Below are 23,595 nucleotides of genomic sequence, written 5' to 3'. Positions count from 1 at the left end.
AAAGATATTTCAAAACAAAATGGAGGGTATGTTGCTATGGCAGACTTTTTTGTCCACCCTTCTGCGGTTGTTGAAGATGGAGTCAAAATCGGTGAAGGAACCCGTATCTGGCACTTCGCTCACATCAGAAAGGGGGCCAAAATAGGAAAGAATTGCAACATTGGAAAAGATGTCTACATCGACGTTGACGTTGAGATTGGGAACAATGTAAAAATACAAAACGGAGTGAGTGTCTACCATGGTGTTAAGGTTGAAGACGATGTTTTTCTCGGCCCGCACATGACCTTTACCAACGACCTATACCCCAGGGCATTCAACCAAGACTGGGAGGTCGTGACGACCCTTGTCAAGAAGGGGGCCTCCATCGGCGCTCATGCTACCATCGTTTGCGGCGTCACAATAGGAGAGTATGCTATGGTAGGAGCCGGGGCCGTTGTCACCAAGGACGTTCCCCCCTTCGGCCTCGTCTACGGAAACCCTGCAAGGCTTAAGGGATTCGTCTGCTATTGCGGGAGAAAACTAAGGGAAAAAATTGGAGAGGACGAAGAGCATGTCATCTTCAAGTGCTCCCACTGCGGACGGGAAGTTAAAATAAGGAAGCAAGATTATGGGCGTTATTTAAAGGAAAACGACTTATAAGGTGATTCAAATGAGAAACATTCCAATTGCCAAGCCCCTGATCGGGGATGAGGAGATAAACGCCGTCGTTGAAGTTTTGAAGAGCGGGATGCTCGCCCACGGAAAAGAAGTGGAAGCCTTCGAGAGAGAATTCGCCAACTACCTTGGTGCCAGGCATGGTATTGCCGTCGCCAATGGGACTGCCGCGTTGGACGTGGCGTTAAAGGCCCTCAAAATAAGACCTGGCGAGGAAGCGATAACAACCCCCTTCACGTTCATAGCCTCGGCAACTTCAATCCTTTTCCAGGGTGCAAAGCCCGTCTTTGCCGACATTGACCCGGATACGTACAATCTCGACCCGGATGACGTTCTGGAGAAGATAACTGAGAAGACAAAGGCCATTCTCGTCGTTCACCTTTACGGTCAGCCGGCGGATATGAAGGTCTTTACCGAAATTGCCGAGGATTACAATCTATATCTTATAGAAGACTGCGCCCAAGCTCACGGTGCCAAGTTCGAGGGGAAAAAGGTCGGGACTTTTGGACACATAGCAGCGTTCAGCTTCTACCCGACAAAGAACATGACTACCGGAGAAGGAGGAATGGTTGTAACTAACGATGATGAACTCGCAAGGAGGGCTAAACTTATCAGGAGCCACGGACAAGCCGAAAAGTATCTCCACGTAGAACTCGGATATAACCTCAGAACCACCAATATAGCAGGCGCTATTGGTCGCATCCAGCTAAGAAAACTGGACGAATGGAACAGGATAAGAAATGAAAACGCAGAGAGATTGAGCGAAGGTATTAGGAAGATTCAGGGACTTGTTCCCCCGTACGTTGATCCTAGAGTTTACCATGTCTTCCATCAGTACGTTATCCGCATTGAGGACGACTTCCCGATGAGCAGAGATGAATTGATGACCAAACTCCGCGAGCGGGGTATTGGAACTGCTGTTCACTATCCAATGCCTGTCCACCACCAGCCTCTCTTCCAGAAGCTTGGCTATGAAAAGGACTGCTGTCCAAACGCAATAGAGGCTAGCAAAAAAGTCCTGAGCCTGCCGGTGCACCCAGCGGTGAGCGATGAAGACATTGCGTACATACTGGAAACCCTCAATGAGCTCGCCTCTTAACTCCCTTATTTCGGTGATGAAAATGCTCAGGGTTGGAGTTGTTGGTGTCGGAAACATGGGGTATCATCATGCTAGGGCCTATTCTGAACTGGCAAGAGACGGGAAGGTGGAACTTGTAGGCGTTGCAGATGCAAACTTTGAGAGGGCTAAAGAAGTTGCCAAAAAATTCGATACAATCCCTTATGCTGATTATAAAAAGCTAGCCAAGGAAAAACTAGACGCAGTAACAATAGCAGTCCCCACTTCCATCCACAAACAAGTGGCTCTGGAGTTTATTGAAGCCGGGACGAGCGTTCTTGTTGAGAAACCAATAGCCGACACTATCGAGAACGCAGAAGCCATACTCAGGGCTGCTGAGGAAAAAGACGTTACGCTAATGGTTGGCCACATTGAGCGTTTTAATCCCGCTGTTCTAAAGCTCAAGGAAAAAATAGATGAGGGCCTTCTCGGGAAAATCGTCACGATAAGTGCCAAGCGCGTTGGCCCAATGGCTGCCCGTATTCGTGATGTGGGGATAATCATAGACCTTGGTGTTCACGATATTGACGTTATAAGCTTCCTCTTTGGAGAACCTGTGAGAACTGTCTACGCCAAAGCGGGAAACGTTGTTCATCCCGCGGGAGTTGAGGATCACGCACTCATAACATTGGGCTTTGATGACGGGAGCGGAATCGTGGAGACTAACTGGCTCACCCCACATAAGACGAGAACCCTAACGGTAGTGGGCACCGCGGGCATAGCGTACGTTGATTATATTGATCAAACTCTGAAGATATACAACCACGAATGGATTCGCGAAGCCAAAATTGAAAAGAGAGAGCCCCTCAAAAACGAAATCGAACACTTCATCGAATGTGTAGAACACAAAAAGAGGCCCATAACCGACGGAAAAGCCGGTCTTCACGCACTTAAAGTGGCAATTAAGGCGCTGGAGAGTGCAAGAAGCGGCCAAGTTGTGGGGGTGGAATGATGAAGCTCATCGGATTAAATAGAGAGGAAGTTAAAGCCGCCCTCAAAAACGAGAAGGTTACAATAGCCGTCTATGGGATGGGCAAAATGGGCCTGCCTCTGGCAGCAGTCTTTGCAGAGCATGGAGCCAAGGTCATAGGAGTTGACATCAACGAGAAAGTCGTTGAGATGATCAACCGCGGAGAGAACCACGTAAAGGAAGAGCCCGGCTTAGACGAACTCGTAAGAAGAAACGTTGAGGCGGGAAGATTAAAAGCCACCACTGATGGCGTCTGGGCGGCGAAGCAGGCCGATGTAATGGTGATTCTAGTGCCTACCCTAACCGACGAGAGGGGCAATCTCAAGCTCGACCCGGTTTATGACGTCGCTGAGAAGATTTCCCGGGGGCTCGAAAAGGGGGACATAGTCATCACCGAAGCCACCATGCCACCAGGCACTACTGAGAGCCTTATCCCAATTCTCGAAAAGTCAGGACTCAAGCTCGGTGAGTTTGGTCTGGCCCATGCTCCAGAAAGAACCATGACCGGCACGGCCATCAGAGACATAACCGGCCAGTACCCCAAGATCGTGGGAGCGAGTGACAAGAAAACACTGGAAGCAGTTATCGGCATCTACGAGACCATAAACAGAAAGGGTGTTCTCCCCATGAGCTCGATAAAGGCAGCTGAGGCCGTTAAGGTCTTCGAGGGCGTTTATAGAGACGTGAACATTGCCCTAGCCAACGAGTTAGCTGTGTGGTGCGAGGAGCACGGCCTAGACGCTCTCGAGGTGTTCCAGGCGGCGAATACACAGCCCTACTGCCACCTGCACATGCCAGGAGCGGGCGTGGGGGGCCACTGCATTCCAGTATACCCATGGTTCGTGATAAATCTCGCCAAGAAAACCAACCCGAGACTCACAAAGACGGCCAGAGAGATAAACGATTCAATGCCGCACCATGTCGTTGAACTCACCGTTAAGGCTCTGAACGAGGCTGGAAAACCTGTGAAAGGGAGCAACATCCTCGTACTCGGTCTAACATTCAGAGGAGGTGTCAGGGAGTTCATGAAGGCGGCGGCAAAGCCGATAATTCAAGAACTCAAAGAGTGGGGTGCCAACGTTTACGCTTACGATCCACTGTGCACTCCTGAGGACGCGAAACGCTTTGGCGCCGAGTGGAAGGAAGACTTCAATGACATCGACGCTATAATCATTACCGCCGACCACAGGGAGTTTAAGGAGCTCGATTTTGAGAGGCTGGTCAAGGAAATGAGGAGCAAAGTAATCGTGGACGGAAGAAATGTGCTGGAACCTTTGAAAGTAGAGAATGCAAGGTTTATATACAAGAGGGTTGGTCTTGATCCACAAATACCAAGGTGATGTAGTAAATGTCACAATCAACTGGAAAAATAATAACTCATAATGACATTACAATACTAATCCCCACAAAAAATGAGGAGGACGGTATCGGGTGGGTTATTGACGAGTTCAAAAGGCTCGGCTATAATAACATCCTTGTTATTGACGGCCACAGCACGGACAGAACGAGAGAAATCGCCAAAAAGAAAGGTGCAAAAGTCGTGCTACAGAGCGGAAAGGGTAAGGGGCAGGCGGTTGCCGAGGCGTTTAAGCTCATCGACACGGACGTCGTCGTCATGATAGACGGCGATGGAACCTACGACCCGAACGATATTGAGATGGTGCTTGAGCCAATACGGAGAGGGATCGCAGACCACGTGATAGGCAACAGGCTGCTCAACTTTGAAAAAGGGGCTTTTACCCGGTTGAACTTGATAGGCAACAAGATCTTCAACGCTCTCTTCCGCTTCATGTACGGCGTTGAGGTTCACGACCTCTTAACGGGTTACCGGGCACTGACGAAGGAGTTATATAAAAGCGTGGAGCTGGAGAAGCATGGCTTTGAGGTGGAGACCGAATTAACGGTTGAGACGATAGCCAAAGGTTTCAGGATAGCTGAGGTGCCGATAAGCTACAGAAAGAGAAGGGGCAGAGCAAACCTCCACCCGATAAGGGACGGGTTCCACATCGGGAAGACGATAATTGAGCTGTTGGTAAGGTACAATCCTGGGAGATACCTCTACCTGCTCGGCTTCCTGTCGCTCCTTATTGGCCTTGTCATGGGGACCTATGTCGTCCTAGAGTGGCGGAGGGGAGTGAGCCACTACCTCATGGCGCCGCTGACCTCGATGTTTATAATCACAGGTGTTAACATGGTGATCTTCGGGTTCATCATGGGATACATCTTCAAGAACTTCGCCGAGCTGAAGAGGATGGTCAGAGAGATTAAAGAGTGAGGTGCTCCCAATGAACGTTGCAGTCTTTGTAAGTACCCCAGCCCAATTTCATTTCTATAAAAATATAGTGAGAACTTTGAATAATTCCGGGGTAAAGGTATACATACTTGCAAGGGACTATGGTGAAACCTTGGACCTTTTGAATGAGACAGGATTTGAATACTTTGTTTTCTCTAGGCCCCCTAAAGGAGCCAAGCGCATCTTATCTCTCCCCTCAGATATCCACCGAGCAGTGTCTTGGCTGAGAAATAAAAACATCGATATAGTAACTGGTTTTGAGATATACGGAGCATATACTTCTAAATTGCTTAAAGTTCCATATGTCCAGTTTTACGACTCTGAACCGAGCATCCATAAACTCCTTTCCATTCAATTTAAGCTCATGATGCCAGCTACAGATGTTGTATTAACCCCCGAATCATTTAGGGATAACCTCGGCAGGAAACATCTGAGAATAGCCAGCTATAAGGAGCTTGCGTATCTCCACCCCAACTACTATAAGCCCAATGATGACATTCTCGATATGCTTGGGATATCCACAGGCGAGGAGTATGCAGTTCTAAGGTTCAACGCCTTCGATGCTGCTCACGATGAGGGTATAGCAGGTTTCTCCAGCGGAGACAAAATAAAGCTTGTTAAGGAGCTGGAAAAACATGTCAGGGTTTTCATTTCTCCGGAGGGAAAGATACCGAAGGAGCTCGAAAAGTACGTTCTGAAGGTTCCAAAGAGCAGGATCCATGATGTGCTGTACTATGCGAAGCTCCTTGTCACGGATACCCAAACAATGGCCACAGAGGCGGCTTTGCTTGGGACTCCAGTTGTTAGGAGCAACAAGTTTGTGGGGCCAAATGACATGAGCAACTTTATAGAGCTTGAGGAGAGATTTGGGTTGATGTACAACATCACTGACAGAAATAGGGCAATAGAAAAAGCCGTTGAAATAGCGCAAACAGAAGGCATCAAAAAGGAGTGGAGGGGAAAGAGGGAAAAGCTTCTTGAGAAGAAGATAGACATGACATCCTTTATGGTCTGGTTCCTTGAGAATTATCCTGAAAGCTTGGAAGAGTTTAAACAAAATCCGAATATTCAATACCGTTTTAGGTGATGCTCTATGAAAATCGCTACAATCGTCGGTGCTCGGCCGCAGTTCATCAAGATGGCCCCAGTTTCAAGAGAGTTAAGAAAGCACTTTGATGAGATTGTAATTCATACTGGCCAACATTATGATTATGAAATGAATAAAATCTTCTTTGAACAGTTAAATATTCCTGAGCCTGATTATTATCTTGGCGTCGGCTCCGGAAGCCATGGATACCAAACAGGAGAGATGCTGAAGAGGATTGAGGAGGTTTTAATGAAGGAGAAACCAGATTTGGTTTTAGTTTATGGTGACACTAATTCAACCCTTGCTGGTGCTTTAGCTGCAGTAAAGCTTCACATTAAAGTTGCCCACGTTGAGGCAGGACTAAGGAGCCTCGACAAGAGAATGCCCGAGGAAGTTAATCGAGTTTTGACTGACCATGTTAGTGATTACCTCTTTGCCCCAACTGAGACAGCAGTGAAAAACCTGTACAATGAGGGGATTAAAGACAGAGTTTATCTAACGGGAGATGTGATGTATGACGCCTTACTGTACAACATCAAAATTGCGAGGAAACACTCGAAGATTCTAGATAAGTTGGGGTTAAAACCTAGGAAGTATTTATTGGCCACTGTCCACAGGGCAGAAAACACGGACAATCGAAAGAACCTGGAGAACATCATTGAGGCATTCATCGATAGCAACGAGTCGATAGTTTTTCCAGCCCATCCAAGGACTCAAAAGTATCTGAAAGCCTACGGACTAATTAAACAGATTGAGAAAGCTGAAAACATTATCATCACTCCACCAATAGGTTACCTCGACATGCTCATTTTGGAGGAAAATGCTAAGAAGATTCTAACGGACTCGGGTGGAGTGCAGAAAGAGGCCTACTTCCTGAAAGTCCCGTGCATCACTCTGCGAGAAAAAACGGAGTGGGTTGAGACCGTGGAAGATGGATGGAACATTCTTGTTGGAGCGGACAAGGAGAAACTAATAAAGGCAATAATGGAGTTTGAACCCAACGGAGAGACGTACACATACAAGTTTGGAGACGGAAGAGCAAGTGGGAAGATCGCAGAGGCATTAAATAATGCTCTCTGGTGAATTATATGAAAGTCCTCACGATAGCTCCTCACTATCATACATTTGTCAAAGGCTCGGTAGAATCCATTTCAAAACACTTAGATGTGGTGACAGTAATTGCCCACCATAATTATCTCTCAGAACTTGCTAGGTATTTGCCCTTTCCATATTTCAGGCACGTTGAGAAGTTTTCAAAGAGCAGATTGGTCGATTTAACAGGGAGACCTAAAAATGTGAAGGTTCATATTGTTTCGATGCTCTACCTAATTCCAGATGGTAGAAACCCCAATTTGGGAGGTAAGCTGGCCAGAAAGCTTGAAAAGTTCATCCAAGAAAACAAAATCGAGTTCGATTTGATTCACGCCCATTTTACTTGGCCATCGGGATATGCTGCAGCGAGGCTTTCAAAGGAGTTCAATGTCCCTCTGGTGATTACAGCACATGGCTACGATGTGTATGACCTCCCATTCAGGAGCAGAGAATGGTTTAGGAAAGTTAAATTTGCTCTTGATTCTGCGGACCATGTAATCACAGTGAGCAAAAGTAACTTTGTGATACTTGTTGAGAAGCTTGGTATCGCAGAGAATAAAATCTCCATAATCCCGAACGGCTTTGATTCTAACCTCTTCAGGCCGATGGATAAAGCTCTCGCCAGAAAACAGCTTAATCTTCCACAGGATAAAAAGGTTGTCCTGAATGTCGCCAATTTAGTTCCAATAAAAGGCCACAAGTACCTGATTGAAGCAATAAAAAATGTTGTAAAAGGCAGAGAAGACATTATGCTTATCATCGTCGGGGATGGACCACTAAGAAAAGACTTAGAAAAACAAATTAATAAGTTAAACTTGGAAAGCTATGTGAAACTTGTTGGCGCAAAACCGCACCATGAAATCCCTCTATGGATAAATGCTGCCGACCTCTTCGTATTGCCAAGCTTAAGTGAAGGCAACCCGACGGTGATGTTCGAGGCTCTTGGTGTTGGTTTGCCATTTGTTGGAGCTACTGTTGGTGGAATTCCTGAGATAATAACTTCTGAGGACTACGGACTGCTATGTCCACCAAAAGATCCCCACTGCCTTGCAGAAAAGATTTTAATAGCTCTCGACAAGGAGTGGGATAGGGATAAGATACGGAAGTACGCAGAGCAGTTCACTTGGGAGAACATTGCCAGACAAACGTTTAAAGTTTATAAGCAGATACTCAAGAGGAGGAATCTCCATGAAAGGTAGGAAGGTCGTTATTATTGGCCTTGATGGAGCAAATAAAACAACTGCAAGTTTAGTTGGAATAAATACTGAACTTCACGACTTTATATCAACAATACCTCCTTATACTCCTCCTTCATGGACATCTATTCTTACTGGTGTAAACCCCGCTAAACATGGGATAATTGGATGGCAGAAGGTAGATTTAGAAGATAACAAAGTTGGATTAGCGACCTCGAAAGACGTAAAATACCCTAGACTCTCAGAGCTTCTTGAAAAAGCTAACTTGAAAAGCATCTTAATAAATCTGCCAATGACTTATCCATTCAGTGGAATTAAGAAAAAGGATAACACTATCATTGTCTCTGACTGGGCATCTCCAGAACAGACAATTTTCCCAAAAAAACTTGAAGCAGAATACAAGGAATATTTAGTTAACCCCCCACACGAATGGGCTAGATATGGAAAAAAGGAATATCCAAAAAAGGTCAAGGAATATACAGAGACCAGAATAAATCTCTATTATGACCTACTCGAAAAAGAGGATTGGAACTTGTATTTTGTCGTTTTCAGTGAAACTGACTGGTTTTCGCATATATTTCCACAGATATTGGAGAAGAAAGATACGAATATTGTAACCCCAACATTTAGAATTATAAACGAGTTCATAGAAACGGCAAAATCGCTGGCAGATATACTTTTTATAGTTAGTGATCATGGATTCGAGGTCAAAAGTAAAATATTTTACGTAAATGAAGCATTAGCTGAGAATGGGCTTATAGAATATAGCAGAATTAAATCAAAGTTAGTTAATGTTGCTAAGAAAACAATACCTAAAAAAATTTTAGACAAGATAATAGCAAAAACAAATGCATCAGCGAGTGCTATAAGTCACGTAGCACAAACTGCTGATGCGTTTATGGTAGAGCCTGGTAACTGGGGCATTTATCTAAAGAACAAAAATAAAATTAAAGATGTAAAGGAAGCTCTTAAAACCTATAATGAAGTCTCTGATGTTGTTGAATTTAGCAAAATCCACAATGGATTTTATCTAGAAAGAATGCCCGATCTTTTTGTAATTCCTGAGAGAGGAATTGAAGTCTCTCATGAACTAAAAGGAAAAATAACCGAAAAAACTTATAGAGGAGACCATGAAATTCATGGAGTGTTCTCTGCATATGGGTATAATATAAGTGAGAATATTGAATTTAAACAACTTCCACGTGTTTATGATATTGTTCCTACTGTGCTCCATATACTTGGACTACCAATTCCAAAGGATACTGACGGAAGGGTTTTAATGGAAATTTTTGAAGAAAATTCAGAGTTTGCTCAAAGAAAACCAAGATACGTTGATTTGAGCTATTATGAGATAATGAAGGAGAGTGAAAAGCTTAAAAAAGCGATTAGAGACTTAAAGAAAAAGCTTTAAATAAGAATCCAGAGAGGAGGGAAAATGAACGATTTAAAAGATGTAACGATTGGACTTAAGACATTTTATCGAACAGAAAAATTAAGAAATACTTTGAGATCATTAGTTGGATTGAATGTTAAAGAAGTTATAGTGGCAGACGACGGCCCAGAAGACCCAGAAAAAGAAAAACTGTATCAAGAGATGTCTGAATACCTTCCCCTAAAAGTCATTAGACTACCATATAATTCCGGGTTAGCATATGGAAGGAACAGGATAGTGGAGAATACCAAGACTCCGTATCTCCTGATAATGGACGATGATATGGAAGTCCTAGGTGAACAAAGTATAAGCATTCTTAAAAATATACTAGAGAGCAATAAGGCCTTAGGTGGAGTTGGAGCACTCCTATTTGAAAAAGGGAGGATTAGAAGTGGTGCTCACAATTTAATATACAAAAGGGGATATATAGTCCGAGATGTTCCTTTAGACCTTCAAATTGAAGTTGCTGATGGGATTCCGTATATACGTTTTGATCAGATATTAAATGCAGCACTTTTTAGAGTGAAATGTCTAAGGGATTACCCTTGGGATGACTACTACAAAATAAATTTCGAGCACCTGGACTTTTATTGGGGACACAAACAACTTGGCAAATGGAAATTTGCAGTAACTCCGGCGGTAGTTTTCAAACATTATCCTGGCGGCAACAAAACATACAAAAAGTTCCGATTCAGTAGAGAAAGATACAGGCGTTCGAAAGAGTACTTCCTGAAGAAATGGAATATCAAAGGAATAATCAACATTCAAATGGACTTCCTCCTCCAAAACCTGTCCTTAAAAAGCACTTTGTGGCTCTGGACAAAGAAGCACGCTCCGTTTACTTTATTACCCTACATGATGAAAATTGAAGAACGTTGGGCACGCTAACTGGGGGTCCGGCAACATGAAAAAAGTCCATTTGGTATTGTTTTCGTTGTTAATGTACATAATTATCCTAATCTACATAGTTAACCGGCCTCTCTTCTCGTACGCTAAAGGAGATAATGTTCTGAGCGCGATTCCATTGATGCATTGGGTCCTCCTCATGGTCAATTCAGTTATTCTTGTAGGAATAATATATTACATAAACACCAGCAAATACATTGTAAGCCTCTCAGGGCTGTTGTATGGCCTTTTGTTTTATATAACGAACCTGTACTTTGTAATCCCTTATGAACAAACTGATATATGGCCTTCAGCTACACTAGAATTCATGCTCTTCTCTGGAAAAATAACCCATGAAGCCCTCGCCACCCATTCACTTTCCTATCTCTCATATCCCATCTCGTTTATCTTTGAAACCGTGCTCATGCTAGTTGGTGGAATAGGAAAAATCAGTATCTACACCGTGGGATTGTTTATTTTTATGGGTGCTTTATATATTGGCCTTATATACTATTACAGCAACCTCGGAAAAGACATCAAGTTCGCAGTGATCTCTCTCATGACTTACATAATACTGTCATTCTACGTCATCAACGATCAGGTAGCTCCCCAAACCTTTGCCCTCATCTTTTTACCCTACCTGTACAAGGTTACCTTCGACTTCATTGAGAAAGGGCAGAAGTTGAAGAAGTTTCTGATTCTAACGATATTCTGGTTTGCTCTTGTGTTTACCCACCCATTTATGTTCCTGTTTTATATCCTTCCAGTTGGTGGCATCGTTTTGTACTACCAATTCTTCTCCCACGAGAAAAGGCTCAGAACATCCACTCTTGGCCTGCTCGTATCCATCTGGGGCCTTGGATTTATATGGTCATTTTACAACCTCCTGTCTATTCCGTTGAGGGTGTTTATCAAGAGATGGGGTGAAGTGGAAGGAGAGACATGGTGGATATTTGCAAGGTTCTTTAGAAAAAGTGCCACATTTGGGCCAATAAAATATACCCCTCATCCACATTATGAATTAATACCCAGATGGATTGTTGAAACTCAAGCATGGGTTCTGAGAGTGCTCTTAATTTTGCTACTAATCATGGCAACATATGGTTTTCTGTCTCAGCTTAGGAAAGACTTTAACACCCACACGTTTCCTGTCCAACGAGTTTTTGACATCTCGATTTTGGTTTTTAGTGGTGTTTTGTTCATTATTGGTCTTTTAACGACCTTTTTAGGACAGAGAACATTTCAGGTCGCATTTATACCCTTTTCAAAATATGCCATTAAGGAGAGGGCTAGAAAAGTAGTTGTATATACCATCATGGGAATTATGATGATTGCTCCAACGTTATTTACCATCAATATACTAATAAATTCTACAGTTGATTCTCCAATGAATATAAGAGAGCTTCACACATTAAACACAGGAGCATTTCTGGATTACTCTATTCCCGATGAGCACAGTTACGTGTTTCTTGGTACAAATGAACTGTTTCCTATAAAAGGAAGAAAATATACTGCAATTACTTGGATTAGAGTAGGAAAGTTTTCAGTATCTAAATTCGAGTTTATTTTATGGAGCAAAAAAGTAGAGCTAACTGTTGAGTATTATGGGGTTGAAGAATTATTTTCGAACGAGATAAAGAAAAGAAATGCAATTTATAATGATAGGTTTATTAGAGTGTATTGGAGGTGAAACGAATGAAGATATGCCTAGTAATATTTTCAGGTGGGTGGGGAGGAGCAGAAAATGTTGTGTATCATTTAGCAAGATATCTAGATAAGCTTGGTCATGAAGTACACGTAGTTTTAAACGATGAGCTTTACCCATTCTTCAAGAACTTGTCTGGACCAATAGTACATAATGTGGGGCCAGTATTTAATTACTCAAATATTCTAAAAATAAATTATGGACTAAAATTCTTACCCAGTATCAATATTCCAGATAATATCTTAAGAATACTCAAGTTCACATTTGAACCGTTACTTAGACATATAAACTATGAGATACTGATTAAAAAAAGGTTCCTTAAAATCATGAACGAAATTAACCCAGACATAATTCATTTTCATAATCCAATTATTTTGGAGTTTTATTTTCATATACATAAACAGTTGTTAGATTATCCAAGAATATATACTGCTCATGGACTAGATTTAAAAAAAAGACCGCACATTATGGACAGGATATTTGATAATAATCGTAAAACACTACTACACAAGTTTGATGGTGTTATAGTAGTATCTCCCTATTTTCACGAGTATTTTATGCAAAACGATGCACATAATCTAAAAAAGTTCTTTATTCCAAATGGCATTAATGTAAGTAGCCCAAAAAACTCCAGAATAATTAAATCTCAGAGTAGAGAAGAGGGACGCTTTAAGATACTCTTTCCTGGAGGAGACAAGCCACGAAAAGGAGGCAAGTTTGTTATTGATGGATTTGCTCGTATAAGTCAAAAAATCCCAAATTTGTACCTTTATATTGCTGGAGCTACCGCTAAAAACAGTGAGTTAAAAAAACTGGTTAAAGAAAAGAAGTTAGAGAAAAGAATATTCTTTTTGGGCTTGCTACCTAAAGAGAAATATCTGAGGCTTCTAATGCATATGGATGCACTTGTACTTCCTGATGAAGACAATTGGCCTGGACTAGTAGCTTTAGAAGCATTGTTTTTTGGGGTACCTCTCCTAACAACTAAACTCAAGTATACACATGGCCTATTTAAAGAATACCATAATTATATCCCCATACAAAGAAAGCCAGAAGATATAGCAAATAAATTAGAACTGATATACCTCAATCCAAAAGTGAGGAAAAAATTAGCAACGACTGTAAAAAATATTAAAGAAAAACTAAAATCACTTGAATGGGAACACATTGCAGAACAGCATGTAAAAGTGTATTATAATTTAGTATCCTTGATTAAGCACAAATAATAAAATTGACTGAACCAATATCGCTTATAAATACTCGAAAGTTTACTAAATTAGAATAACATAAGTAAATATTTATGGCAATTCGAGCATTTGTTTAATCAACTTTAAATCATCTCCATTAATAACTCCAAGAACCATTAAGAAAAAGAGGTATAATAACATGAAACCAATTGAACTCTCTAGAATATTTAAAAGGAGATTTTCCTGACTTCCCAATACCTTCCATTTTAATAAAGCAAACAAAATTAGACCACTTGAGAAATTCGTTGTTATAATTACAAGCAACTCCTTAATAGTCATCAATATACTCTTTTTGGCCTTCCTAATAAAAAGACCCATCATTATTGTTGTAATAAACTCCGTGGCTAATGTGGCTATACTTGCACCTAAAAAACTATACTTAGATATTAAAAACAGATTCAGGATTAGATTAACAAATGTGCCCACGCTAGAAATCTCGCTGATAATTTTTTGCTGATTCATAGATGCAATAATATGATAAAACGTAGAATTTACAAAAGCATATACAATCGTCCATATTAAGACTTTCAATGCTAATGAGGAGGGCAAATATTCTTTACCATAAATTAGTAAAATTATATCATCAGCTAAAACTGTCACTAAAACTGCAATTGGAACTGATAAAATAATCATATATCTCAGAGAGTTATAGGAAAGACTTCTAAAAGTAAGTTCACTGGTATTATAATACTTAGATAGGTTTGGAAAAATCGATGCAAAGTAGATTTGAGGAACAATTAAAGTTAGCAAAACTACTCTGTAGGCTGCATTATACCATCCCACAACTTCATCTCCCTTCATATAAGAAAGCATAACAGAATCCATCCAATAATACATTGAAACTAACACGGAAGTGAGAGCAAACGGCCACGCTTCTATTACAACACTTCTCCAAAAGCTTAAATCAACCTCTATCCTAGGCTTCGAAAACTTCCAAGTTGCCATAACAACATGATAAACCAAAACAATCGAATTCACAATAAGATAAATCATCGCAAAATACACCACGTTCAAGCCGAGCTTTATTGCAGTTATTGCAAAAATCAGAGAAAGCACACTCTGCAGAATCTGCCCGGTGGACATAAACTCCATTCTCTCAAACGCTTGATAGATGTCATTGAACAGATTATTTAGTCCTGCAATGATAGTAGACAGGGTTATTATGTATACAACCTTTCTCGTGATTTCTGGATAGCCTAAGAGATTCACAACTACAAAGACAATCAAAAATGTTAGTGTTCCGAATAACAGCTTCAATACAAGTCCATTTGCAAGATATTTCCTCGCCAGGGTCTTATCTCTCGCAACCTCCCTGACGGTCAAAGGATCAAGGCCAAAGTTGGCAATAACCCCGAATATTCCGTTCAAAGCTAATGCAAATGATAGGATGCCATAATTCGTCGGTCCGAGATACCTTGCGGTATACATCACGTAGAAAAAACCAAATAACATGCTCGTTATTCTAGCAACAAAGAGCACTGCCATGTTCTTCGCTATTCTCTGAACAGTATTCACGGTTGGCCCTCCACCTAGGATTGTAATGGCACGCCTGCTTTTTAAGAATTTTCGTGTCATACTAACTGCGAGACAACATCTTTAAAGTATAAACAATGTAGTAGCTATCATGGGACAAGTCACAAGGAGGATAAGAGAACACGAAACAATAATGTCTTATGTTTTGGTGCTGGTAATAAGCGTGGAAGTGCTCTTCATCTTTTTAGGATCAGGATTTTTCCAAAATATCTCCCCGGAGGATACCAGATACTTCCTGAGCGCATTGGCTCAGGTGGAAGGAGCAATTATAGCCATATACATAACCATGATGCTTGTGGGAGTTCAGCTCACAATAAAGGATTATTCTGAAGTCGTTAACGAGGTATATCTCGGAAATCCAGAGTTCTGGCTGGTCTTTATATCCTATATAACTTCCATTGTTTTCACCCTGATATTGCTGCAAAATGTAGAAAACCTAGACACCCTCTGGCTATACCCGGTTTATTTATGGGGCACGTTTAATCTCCTAATTGTCCCTCTTTTTATACGGAATTCTTTCAGAATATTCAATTCAAAAGTGCTTATTGATAAGCTTATGCGTATACATAAGATCACATATAGGGAGAAAAACACGCTCCAAAAACTTTTCAGAATAGCTTCAAAAAGTATTCAGTCCCAAAACGTAGAAGTCGCCACGTATATTCTTCAGAAAATCTGGGGATATGCTCGAATTGAGTTTTCAAAGAAGCTGAATACCCTAGCAAAAAGAGCAGAAAAAAGAAAGGGACATGATTTGAATGAACTCAAATTAATGTTAGCATTTATTGAAGAATTAACTTTCAGATTACGTTATCTTGCGCTATACACTATTGATCAGTTTAACGCGGGCAGAATAAGCCAAGATGAAGCGACGTGGATATTAAACATGATAGAGCCAATCTTTAGGATAATTTTTGCGGATCTTGTTATATCCTTATATCCGCTCTACTTTGTCCCTGAAATTAAGGAAAACCTCGAACATGCTCTGAGCCAATGCTTATTGGAACTGGAGTTAATAATAGAAAGACTGCAAGAAGCCCCTCCAGAAATAAAGAGGGAAGAACTCAAGAGATTTTCGAATGTTTTACCCTACAACACTGTTCAATTATTAGAATGTATGGGTTATGCCCACTTGGCTGAAAGAGCCAAAAGGCTCCAAGAATTGGCAAAGGATGACGAAAAATATGATGACTTCATTGAGATTTAACGTCCCAAAACTGAAGTTTAAAATATAGTTTTAGTTTACAATATTGGAACCAGCTCTCTAACTCTTGAAGCTTCCCTCTCCCGGTAAAACGCCACCTCCCTCGGCAGGGCGTTCTGGAAGCCCAGCGTAGCCACTACAAGGGCGATGTTCAGCACCGTCAGGACCAAATTAAAAACACCATACTCCCCGGTGGAAAAGTACCTCGCTATCACCGCCCTGCTCAGAAACCCGAAGAGCATCGAAATTACCGTCCCGGCGAAGACGATGCCCGTTCCCCTTGCGATCTTCTGGAGTGCTTGGCTCGCCTCGCTCATGAGCTTCACCTTTTTGACTCCTTTGAATCCACGTAGTTTATTACTATTTTGCTCTACCACAAAGTATTATATCATGAAAACCGGGAGCAGGATTCTCTTCACTCCCATCTAAACACTGATAGAAGTGACTGCAGTGGGAAGGCCGACGTTTGCCATTTCCAGTATCCTTGAGCGCTCGCGTTCCCTTTTTCTCTGGACTACAACTATCGAAATAATCATTTCAACGCGGTCTTCGCTGATCTTAATCTCCGCATGGAGCCTCTTAATTCTCCTGAGCAGGTGTTTGTCTAACCCAAACTTTCTGGAGGCCCCAAGTATCTCAAATCCGATGACGTCCAGCTTATCCCCCTCCGAAAGCCGGCCAAAGTCTAGAATAACATCATCCCCGAGCATGACGGAGTGCTCATACTCCCCCCCCGGCGCCACCACAAAGAGTGAATCGACAAGGGGGTCATAATCCACAGGCCTGAACTCACTCTTCCCCCCCATATTCTTTCACCTTCGTTCTCCTTTTGGACGGCTGTGGAAATACCGTTACCACAGTTAATTTTAGTTTGCTCTTAACATGCCTCGCATCTACTATTATTATCAGGTCCTTATCCTCGGTATATTCATAATACAGCTTAAACCTTTCCTCGGGCGCTTGCTGGATCACGCCTCTGAGTCTCTGGGGGTTATAAAGCAGCTCTTTCACCAAACCTTTTGGTATTCCCCTAACCTGGAGGCGATATCCACAGTGGGGTGTAACTGTGACATCTGAGATGCTTTTGGACCTCAACATGGCCACGAACTTGGTGAAATCCATGTTCCTTCGGATATTATACTCAGACCAGGCATTTAAATATTACGTTTCTGGAATTCTCGGCATGAATGGGACATTTACTGACCTCCTCCCCGCCCTGAAGGGGAGGATTTCAAAAGAAAAAGATAATCTCCTCAAGCTCTCTAAGTCTTCTCTCAAAGAGCTTCTCTTCGAAGGCCCTGAAGCCAACGTAATCCGCCAGCATTACCTTAATGTCTTCCCTGTACTGACTTTCGTTTAAAACTTCATAAATTGAAGCTGGCTTGTAGTTTTTGACCCTGTAAAGTTCTCTTAGAACATCTCTCCTGAGATAAAAGTCCTCCTCACGCCATGCATCTCTTCTCTTGTAGAACCCCATTACAAGGGAGTAAACATCAATCACGTCCTTCCAGTGCTTGTCCCTCTTGTCGTCTGGATAATCTCCCGTATTGGTGTAGATGTCGAACTTTAAAGCCAAGACCGCCTCAGGAAAAGCCACGTCAACATCCCCTTCATCGATTATATTCCTGCCGAAGTCACGAACTTCAAAGTGAACCTTCGAATAATATCTATTTCTGAAAATTGACGAAGCGAACGGAGTGTCAAAGCTGAGCTGAGAAGGCTTTCTGTCAAATAGAAAATCAACCTTCACCTCTTCCCTGATGATTAAGGTTTCGAGGGGCTTTGCAAACCTGAAGCCCGCGCTCTGAAAGCCAAGGTTTTTCATGACCTCCTTTATTTCCTCAAAGCTTTCAGCCTTTGCGAGGAAGTCAATGTCAATTGAGGGAACACCGTTGTATCCCAAAACGTTATCCACCCAGTAATACACGCTCCAGCCGCCAACAAGGAGAACCTTCCCTTTTAACTCCTCGGCAATCCTGAACATTGCGTTTATTGACTCCCTGATAACATTATTGTTGTAGCTCCTCAGATCATAAACCTCAAGGGATATATCCTCGGAGAGCTCAACCCCCTTCATTCTTTCCACCTTCGATTGTGGAAACAACGGTTTCAAAGACATCGTCAAAGAGCCTCGTGTACATCCCCTGGACAAGCATATCAGCGAGAATCATTCCCCAGCTTGGGATGTAATAGCCGTTGAGTTCCTTCCGGATTTTGAAGTAGAAGTCATCGTAGATGTAGACCTTGAAGGGGTAGCCGTCAGGATCCCTGAACTTCATGAGCTCTTTGAAGGTTTTTTCACTTGCATAGAGAATCCCGCCTGCGGGGCTGATTACCCGGCCGAGCAGCCAGAGGGCAGAATTTCCGGAGAAGAGAACCAGATCCCTCAGGTCGTAATCCGGGATAAGCCTCATGGTTACCGGGCTCAGAGAGTTCAGGATTATCTCCTTATCCTTCGCCCACCTGAATATCAGCCCCTTCCTGTCAAGGATCATCAGCTTTCCGCCCGGCACCACCGTCAGATAATTTTCCTTTCTCAGAGTCCTGACAACCTGAAAGACGTACTTGTAGTTCATCCCGGTGATTCTTGAGATTTCGGGGACTGAAATTGGGGCGTGATCAAAAAGCAGAGTGTAAACCTTCTCCCTCGAAGTTGGGGGTTTCACTCTCTCCACCAAATCTATAATATCAACAAATATTTAAAAGTCTTTTGTTGATATTGATGATAAAAACTGGAGTGCCCAGCTCGCCTCGCTCATGGGCTGTTTCATAAATGGTTAAAATTGTAAAGTTTTGGTGTTTTTGTCTTGTCGTAATTTTTAAATAGTTTTGAAGTGGATTTTGTAGTGGTGTGGCAGTCTCTGGAATGTGGGGTTTTAAGCCCGAATGGAGACTGCTGAAAAGCCTGAAGATGTGGGGAGTCACCGTTCCCCCCGAAAGCCAGCCGATGAAGACGGGAGGCTGGAAGGTTAGCCGTAACGAGGTTTACAAACTTTACGCAAGTTACGGCTAACCAGAACGGTTCACCTTCCAATCATGATGGCTTTGTGATGGCATTATGATGGCTTTGAGGGCTTTAATTTGTAATAAGTGCCCTTTCCAGTAACTCCAATTTTTTCAAATATATCCCTTTTGACCAGTTCGTTTAAATCCCTAGTAGCAGTAGCCTCCGACACCCCAAACAACCCCTGATACTCCTTATTCCTTATCCTCCCCTTCTCCCTCACGTAGAGCACTGCTTTAATCTGCCTTTCATTTAAATCCAGCTTTCTCAGGTAATCCTCCGTATAGATGTCTTTCCCCAAAAGAACCACAAAGCCTCCAGCCTCTTCCTTAAACTCGGGCTCTGGCAGGCTGTCTTGAACGCCCCGAATATGTTTCTTTGTTTTAAAATCACTAACTCAGTCAAAACGCAGAAAAAGAAGGGCAAAATCTATGATATAAGGCAGGAAGTAGTTTACATCCCATCTAAGATTGAATTAGAGAAAGAGTTTATCCACTCACTCCAAAGGAACTCAAAGATATCATCGCACTAATTCCACAGGAAAAGAAACCCAAGCGGCTGGTGATGGAATGAAAACATTAGTAGTCTCAGTTGATAGAAGCAAAGAAAAAAGGACAATCTATGCCTTGGTTGTGGTTAATTATGGTAATCTGATGGAGCTTAGAGAGAAGGGTAGTTGGCTTAAACATATAGCTGAGCTTAGGAAGCAGGAAAAGAGAAGCTACATTTCAAAATTTCCACAAAGGTTTGCCCTCATCAAACCGCTCTTAGAATACGTATGGGTAACTCCCTATTTTGATGACCTGTACAATCAAATGAGCAAGTTTGAAAATAATGCCAGGCTCTTAATAATTGACGATGTAGTGTTATCAAAGAAACTTCGAGACTATCAAGATAGAAAGAACGTTTTTAAAGAAAGTATTGCCAAGAAAAGGAGGGAATTCCGTCACATTGTTCTTCTAACTGACAACATTGCATATATTAGCCGTGAGATTTACGAGAAAACTCCAAACTTAACAGCTCTCAAAAAGGAGCTCCGCAGAAAGGGAATATTATAAAGGAGACAGCAATCATGAGCCCTTCTCACGGTGCATCCCCGGCTTCATGAGGGTCCGCCGAGGCCACCACTCAAAGGGCCCGAGCCCGATCATTCTCACAGACTCGACAGTATATATGCACCCATCCTTTATAAAGTTTGCACCCACTTTATCTGGATTGTCAGGTTATAACCCTTCCCAGCATGATGGGAAAAACAATCCTCCCCCCTCTTGCAATATTCTACAGCGCCTGGTTGCCCTGTTCATGAGCTTTTCACCTTTTTGCATCTTTTGTATCCCCTTTGCTTCATTTTTGCATCATTTGAATCACGTATTTTATTCCTGTTTGCCCTTTCCAACCTCTCACCAAAAACCCCATCTTAAGAGGCCCGCTTAAATCTCTCGTAGCCGTTATATTTTTCTCTTGGAAACCTTACCCTTCAGGGCGGGGAGGAGGTCAGTCACACTCCTCCCTAAAAACTCACGACGGACAGACCCCCTGCTTAACTAGAGCCACCCCTTCTCCGCCAGATACCCCTTCAGCCCTTCCCTCCAGTCCGGCATCCTCAGGCCAAGCGCATGAAGCCTCGCGTTCTCCAGCGCCGAGAACCCCGGCCTCCTCGCCAGCCTGTTGAGTTCGCCCGACTTTATGTGCCTCACTTCAACGTCCCGGCCCAGGATTTCAAATATCGCTCTGGTGAACTCGTACCACGAGCAGTAGCCCTCGTTGACCATGTGGTATATCCCAAACTCCGGCTTCAGCTTCAGGAACTCCTTCAGAGTCCTCGCAACGTCCACCGTGTAGGTGGGGCTCATGAACTGGTCGTCCACTATCCTCAGCTCCTCCCCGCGCTTAGCCTTCTCGATAACCCAGTTCACGAAGTTGCCGCCCTTCCCGCTCGCGCCGGCCTTTCCGTACAGGCTCGCCACCCGGATGATGTAGTATTTTTCGGAATAGTTCCTCGTGAAGACCTCACCCATATACTTGCTTGCCCCGTAGACGTTGATGGGATTCGGCATGTCTTCTTCGGTGTAGGGCGCTCCCTTCTCTCCATCAAAGACGTAGTCCGTGCTGATGTAGACGTTGATTGTGCCAATTTCACTGGCAACTCTGGCAACGTTCAATGCCCCTATCGCGTTCACCGCAAAAGCTTTCTCCGGATAAATCTCGGCGTCATCAACCCTCACATACGCAGCTGTGTTGATGATGACGTCAGGCTTCAGCTCTTTCAGCACCTTCAGAGTCTCGGGAACTGTAACGTCTAAGTCTTTGTGGGTCAGCGGGATGACCTCAAAAGACGGGTCTTCCCCAAAGACCTTCACCAGGTCGGTTCCGAGCTGGCCGTGGGCACCGATTATCGCAACCTTCATTGTGAATCACCGATTTTGATGAGTTCTTCCAGCTTTTCTTTGCTATCCACTAGAGTTATTCTCTCCCCGTCACATGCTCTCTTGAAATCAGTGTCGAACGATATCAGATAATCAATTCCGTAGAATTTACATGTTGCGAGGATTATTGCATCGTTTGGCAGGAGGCCGTAGATGTCCATGAGCACTATCGCCTCTTCCCCAATGAGTGCGTTGTCGGAGAGATAGGAAAACCCATCAAGAATCGAATAAAGCGGGCTTTTATCAACTTCCCTGACGAGCTGGGGACTGTGCTTCAAGGTGTAGCTCTTTTTTCCAGTTGAGTCCTTCAGATACCTGATCGAGACTTCGGTTAAAACAATACCGTTTATAAAAACATCACCGAGGCTTTTTGCAGCCTCTATTACCTCCTTTGCACGCTTCTCCCCGTAAAAGTAGTCCAGAATAACATTGCTGCCAATGAAAAACCTAAACCTCCCACTCGTCATAGATATCAGCCTCAATCTCATCGACGCTTCTCCTTTTCCCTTTCAGAACCCCGAAGGTGTCTTTGAAGTCCCTAACGGAGAGTTTCCGTACTATGAGCCGGGCCTCCCTCTCCAAGAGGGACTTAACAAACTCCTCCATGCCGTCTGGAACGTTGAGAGTGATCACCACCTTACCCACCTTATCACCTCCGTGTTGTCTGCTAATTGAAATTATTTTGAGGGGTGAATAAATTAACGTCGCCAACTTGGGGAACCTAAACCGTTGCTTCCTGGAGCCTTATTGAGATTTCGCTGAGGGGATTTGGGCCGACTCTAGTGGATGCGTTTATTATTTCGATTCCTATTATCCTGCCGTCCTTGCCAACGTCTATGAGCACTCCCTCTCCAACCTCGATTGTGTCAACTATTTCTCCCCCACCAAACCTGATGTACATCACGTCGTGATTTGGGTCGTACGTTATCATCATACTTTCTCACCCAGTGTATTTTTCAACCTTGGAGGTTATATATGCTGTGATGACAAGGATTTCATCCTCTGTCTCTTCATAAATCACCCGTATAAGCTTTCCATTTAAAATCTTTTGAGCGATTTTTCGTCCTATGTAACCTGTATCGACGGAGTCTGGCTCGTTAAGGGCCTGAATTACGAGTTCCTTTGAAATTTTTCTGTCCCTTAGCCTTTCGAGTGCATGGGCTATGAAGACGACTCGTTTCATCCAATCACCTCAAAATGCCCATCCCCTCTCAACGGCCTCCCTCAGCGTCGGCCATTTCCTGTCCTTCTCCGAGACTATGGGGTCATCCACAGGCCAGTCGATTCCTATCTCGGGGTCGTTCCAGATTATTCCGCCTTCATGGTCGGGAGCGTAGACGTTGTCAACCTTGTACACCACCTCGGCGGCGTCGCTCAGCACGACGAACCCGTGGGCAAAGCCCCTCGGGATGTAGAGCTGGTATCTGTTGTGCTCCGAGAGAATGACGCCGACCCACTTGCCAAATGTGGGGGAATCCCTCCTCAGATCAACGGCCACGTCGTAGATAACGCCCCTAACAACCCGTACGATCTTGGCCTGGGCGTAGGGCTCTCTCTGGAAGTGCAGGCCCCTTAGAACACCGTACTTAGAGCGGGAGTGGTTGTCCTGGACGAACTCCCCTTTGATTCCTGCCTTTTCAAAGTCCGACTTCTTGTATGTCTCCATGAAGAAGCCCCTCTCGTCCTCAAAAACGCGGGGCTTGATCAGGATGACATCAGGGATTTCCAGCCTTTTAAATTCGAACGGCAT

The 23,595-nt window shown here is 43.2% G+C and carries 28 protein-coding genes; 15 read left to right on the top strand and 13 right to left on the bottom strand.

Features of this window, described 5'->3' with window-relative positions; translation table 11 throughout:
- Positions 1-36: 36 nt before the first annotated feature.
- The 12 genes from E3E36_RS06135 (at position 37) to E3E36_RS06080 (ending at position 13,657) form a co-directional block, all read left to right on the top strand.
- Positions 37-639, top strand: coding sequence for an acyltransferase (locus E3E36_RS06135; protein WP_167894383.1), 603 nt, complete (start codon positions 37-39; stop codon positions 637-639).
- A 10-nt stretch (positions 640-649) separates the two neighbouring features.
- Entirely contained in the window at positions 650-1,753 is a 1,104-nt protein-coding gene (locus tag E3E36_RS06130) for a DegT/DnrJ/EryC1/StrS aminotransferase family protein (RefSeq protein WP_167894382.1), read from the top strand.
- Positions 1,754-1,775: 22 nt separating this feature from the next.
- Positions 1,776-2,723 carry a UDP-N-acetylglucosamine 3-dehydrogenase gene (locus E3E36_RS06125; protein ID WP_167894839.1) on the top strand — a complete coding sequence of 316 codons (948 nt, stop codon included), beginning with the start codon at positions 1,776-1,778 and terminating at the stop codon, positions 2,721-2,723.
- Positions 2,723-4,081 (top strand): nucleotide sugar dehydrogenase, encoded by a 1,359-nt coding sequence (locus E3E36_RS06120; RefSeq protein WP_167894838.1) that lies wholly within the window; start codon positions 2,723-2,725, stop codon positions 4,079-4,081. Before E3E36_RS06125 ends, E3E36_RS06120 begins: the two co-directional genes overlap by 1 nt.
- Positions 4,082-4,089: 8 nt before the next feature.
- The gene (gene aglJ / locus E3E36_RS06115; RefSeq protein ID WP_167894381.1) at positions 4,090-5,016 is read left to right on the top strand and encodes an S-layer glycoprotein N-glycosyltransferase AglJ; all 927 of its coding nucleotides are present in this window, start codon (positions 4,090-4,092) and stop codon (positions 5,014-5,016) included.
- Positions 5,017-5,026: 10 nt separating this feature from the next.
- Positions 5,027-6,121: a DUF354 domain-containing protein gene (locus E3E36_RS06110; RefSeq protein ID WP_167894380.1), complete on the top strand. Its 1,095-nt coding sequence runs from the start codon at positions 5,027-5,029 to the stop codon at positions 6,119-6,121.
- 6 nt (positions 6,122-6,127) lie between these two features.
- The gene (gene wecB, locus E3E36_RS06105; protein WP_167894379.1) at positions 6,128-7,204 is read left to right on the top strand and encodes a non-hydrolyzing UDP-N-acetylglucosamine 2-epimerase; all 1,077 of its coding nucleotides are present in this window, start codon (positions 6,128-6,130) and stop codon (positions 7,202-7,204) included.
- 5 nt (positions 7,205-7,209) lie between these two features.
- Positions 7,210-8,412 carry a glycosyltransferase family 4 protein gene (locus E3E36_RS06100; RefSeq protein WP_167894378.1) on the top strand — a complete coding sequence of 401 codons (1,203 nt, stop codon included), beginning with the start codon at positions 7,210-7,212 and terminating at the stop codon, positions 8,410-8,412.
- The gene (locus tag E3E36_RS06095) at positions 8,402-9,820 is read left to right on the top strand and encodes an alkaline phosphatase family protein (protein ID WP_167894377.1); all 1,419 of its coding nucleotides are present in this window, start codon (positions 8,402-8,404) and stop codon (positions 9,818-9,820) included. The genes E3E36_RS06100 and E3E36_RS06095 overlap by 11 nt, the downstream gene beginning before the upstream one ends.
- Positions 9,821-9,844: 24 nt before the next feature.
- Entirely contained in the window at positions 9,845-10,729 is an 885-nt protein-coding gene (locus E3E36_RS06090; protein ID WP_167894376.1) for a glycosyltransferase family 2 protein, read from the top strand.
- Positions 10,730-10,868: 139 nt separating this feature from the next.
- Positions 10,869-12,416 (top strand): hypothetical protein, encoded by a 1,548-nt coding sequence (locus E3E36_RS06085; RefSeq protein ID WP_167894375.1) that lies wholly within the window; start codon positions 10,869-10,871, stop codon positions 12,414-12,416.
- Positions 12,417-12,421: 5 nt separating this feature from the next.
- Positions 12,422-13,657 carry a glycosyltransferase family 4 protein gene (locus E3E36_RS06080; protein ID WP_167894374.1) on the top strand — a complete coding sequence of 412 codons (1,236 nt, stop codon included), beginning with the start codon at positions 12,422-12,424 and terminating at the stop codon, positions 13,655-13,657.
- Positions 13,658-13,729: 72 nt separating this feature from the next.
- On the opposite strand, the gene E3E36_RS06075 is transcribed toward E3E36_RS06080, so the two are convergent.
- Complete coding sequence (locus E3E36_RS06075; RefSeq protein WP_206203485.1) at positions 13,730-15,253, bottom strand: flippase; 1,524 nt, start codon at positions 15,251-15,253, stop codon at positions 13,730-13,732.
- A 49-nt stretch (positions 15,254-15,302) separates the two neighbouring features.
- Here E3E36_RS06075 and E3E36_RS06070 point away from each other — a divergent pair, with 49 nt between their 5' ends.
- Positions 15,303-16,418: a hypothetical protein gene (locus tag E3E36_RS06070; protein WP_167894373.1), complete on the top strand. Its 1,116-nt coding sequence runs from the start codon at positions 15,303-15,305 to the stop codon at positions 16,416-16,418.
- Between the two features lie 35 nt (positions 16,419-16,453).
- Here the strand turns inward: E3E36_RS06070 and E3E36_RS06065 are convergent, their stop codons facing one another.
- The 5 genes from E3E36_RS06065 to E3E36_RS06045 form a co-directional block, all read right to left on the bottom strand.
- On the bottom strand, positions 16,454-16,732 hold the full coding sequence (locus tag E3E36_RS06065) for an oligosaccharide flippase family protein (RefSeq protein ID WP_167894372.1): 279 nt from the start codon (positions 16,730-16,732) through the stop codon (positions 16,454-16,456).
- A 108-nt stretch (positions 16,733-16,840) separates the two neighbouring features.
- Positions 16,841-17,221 (bottom strand): DUF2283 domain-containing protein, encoded by a 381-nt coding sequence (locus E3E36_RS06060; RefSeq protein ID WP_167894371.1) that lies wholly within the window; start codon positions 17,219-17,221, stop codon positions 16,841-16,843.
- Complete coding sequence (locus E3E36_RS06055) at positions 17,205-17,537, bottom strand: hypothetical protein (protein WP_167894370.1); 333 nt, start codon at positions 17,535-17,537, stop codon at positions 17,205-17,207. The genes E3E36_RS06060 and E3E36_RS06055 overlap by 17 nt, the downstream gene beginning before the upstream one ends.
- Positions 17,538-17,646: 109 nt before the next feature.
- Complete coding sequence (locus E3E36_RS06050; RefSeq protein ID WP_167894369.1) at positions 17,647-18,492, bottom strand: nucleotidyl transferase AbiEii/AbiGii toxin family protein; 846 nt, start codon at positions 18,490-18,492, stop codon at positions 17,647-17,649.
- The gene (locus E3E36_RS06045; RefSeq protein WP_342764382.1) at positions 18,479-19,090 is read right to left on the bottom strand and encodes a hypothetical protein; all 612 of its coding nucleotides are present in this window, start codon (positions 19,088-19,090) and stop codon (positions 18,479-18,481) included. The genes E3E36_RS06050 and E3E36_RS06045 overlap by 14 nt, the downstream gene beginning before the upstream one ends.
- Positions 19,091-19,266: 176 nt before the next feature.
- Here E3E36_RS06045 and E3E36_RS06040 point away from each other — a divergent pair, with 176 nt between their 5' ends.
- Entirely contained in the window at positions 19,267-19,428 is a 162-nt protein-coding gene (locus E3E36_RS06040; protein ID WP_167893435.1) for a hypothetical protein, read from the top strand.
- A gap of 43 nt (positions 19,429-19,471) precedes the next feature.
- Here the strand turns inward: E3E36_RS06040 and E3E36_RS06035 are convergent, their stop codons facing one another.
- Entirely contained in the window at positions 19,472-19,729 is a 258-nt protein-coding gene (locus E3E36_RS06035) for a DeoR family transcriptional regulator (RefSeq protein ID WP_342764381.1), read from the bottom strand.
- 259 nt (positions 19,730-19,988) lie between these two features.
- On the opposite strand from E3E36_RS06035, the gene E3E36_RS06030 reads away from it, so the two are divergent.
- Positions 19,989-20,477, top strand: coding sequence for a hypothetical protein (locus tag E3E36_RS06030; protein ID WP_167894368.1), 489 nt, complete (start codon positions 19,989-19,991; stop codon positions 20,475-20,477).
- 486 nt (positions 20,478-20,963) lie between these two features.
- Here the strand turns inward: E3E36_RS06030 and rfbD are convergent, their stop codons facing one another.
- From rfbD to rfbC, 6 genes are all read right to left on the bottom strand, one after another.
- Positions 20,964-21,827 (bottom strand): dTDP-4-dehydrorhamnose reductase, encoded by an 864-nt coding sequence (gene rfbD, locus E3E36_RS06025; RefSeq protein WP_167894367.1) that lies wholly within the window; start codon positions 21,825-21,827, stop codon positions 20,964-20,966.
- Positions 21,824-22,312, bottom strand: a complete 489-nt coding sequence (locus E3E36_RS06020; RefSeq protein ID WP_240911778.1) for a type II toxin-antitoxin system VapC family toxin — start codon at positions 22,310-22,312, stop codon at positions 21,824-21,826. Before E3E36_RS06020 ends, rfbD begins: the two co-directional genes overlap by 4 nt.
- Entirely contained in the window at positions 22,293-22,490 is a 198-nt protein-coding gene (locus E3E36_RS06015) for a hypothetical protein (RefSeq protein WP_167894365.1), read from the bottom strand. The genes E3E36_RS06020 and E3E36_RS06015 overlap by 20 nt, the downstream gene beginning before the upstream one ends.
- A gap of 76 nt (positions 22,491-22,566) precedes the next feature.
- Positions 22,567-22,776: a DUF2283 domain-containing protein gene (locus tag E3E36_RS06010; protein WP_240911777.1), complete on the bottom strand. Its 210-nt coding sequence runs from the start codon at positions 22,774-22,776 to the stop codon at positions 22,567-22,569.
- A gap of 9 nt (positions 22,777-22,785) precedes the next feature.
- Positions 22,786-23,028 (bottom strand): DUF4258 domain-containing protein, encoded by a 243-nt coding sequence (locus E3E36_RS06005; protein ID WP_058938039.1) that lies wholly within the window; start codon positions 23,026-23,028, stop codon positions 22,786-22,788.
- Between the two features lie 9 nt (positions 23,029-23,037).
- The gene (gene rfbC, locus E3E36_RS06000) at positions 23,038-23,595 is read right to left on the bottom strand and encodes a dTDP-4-dehydrorhamnose 3,5-epimerase (protein WP_167894363.1); all 558 of its coding nucleotides are present in this window, start codon (positions 23,593-23,595) and stop codon (positions 23,038-23,040) included.

The organism is Thermococcus sp. M36 (assembly GCF_012027355.1).
Classification (GTDB): domain Archaea; phylum Methanobacteriota_B; class Thermococci; order Thermococcales; family Thermococcaceae; genus Thermococcus.
Note: the sequence above shows the minus strand (reverse complement) of the source record. Positions and strands in the feature narration are given on the sequence as shown.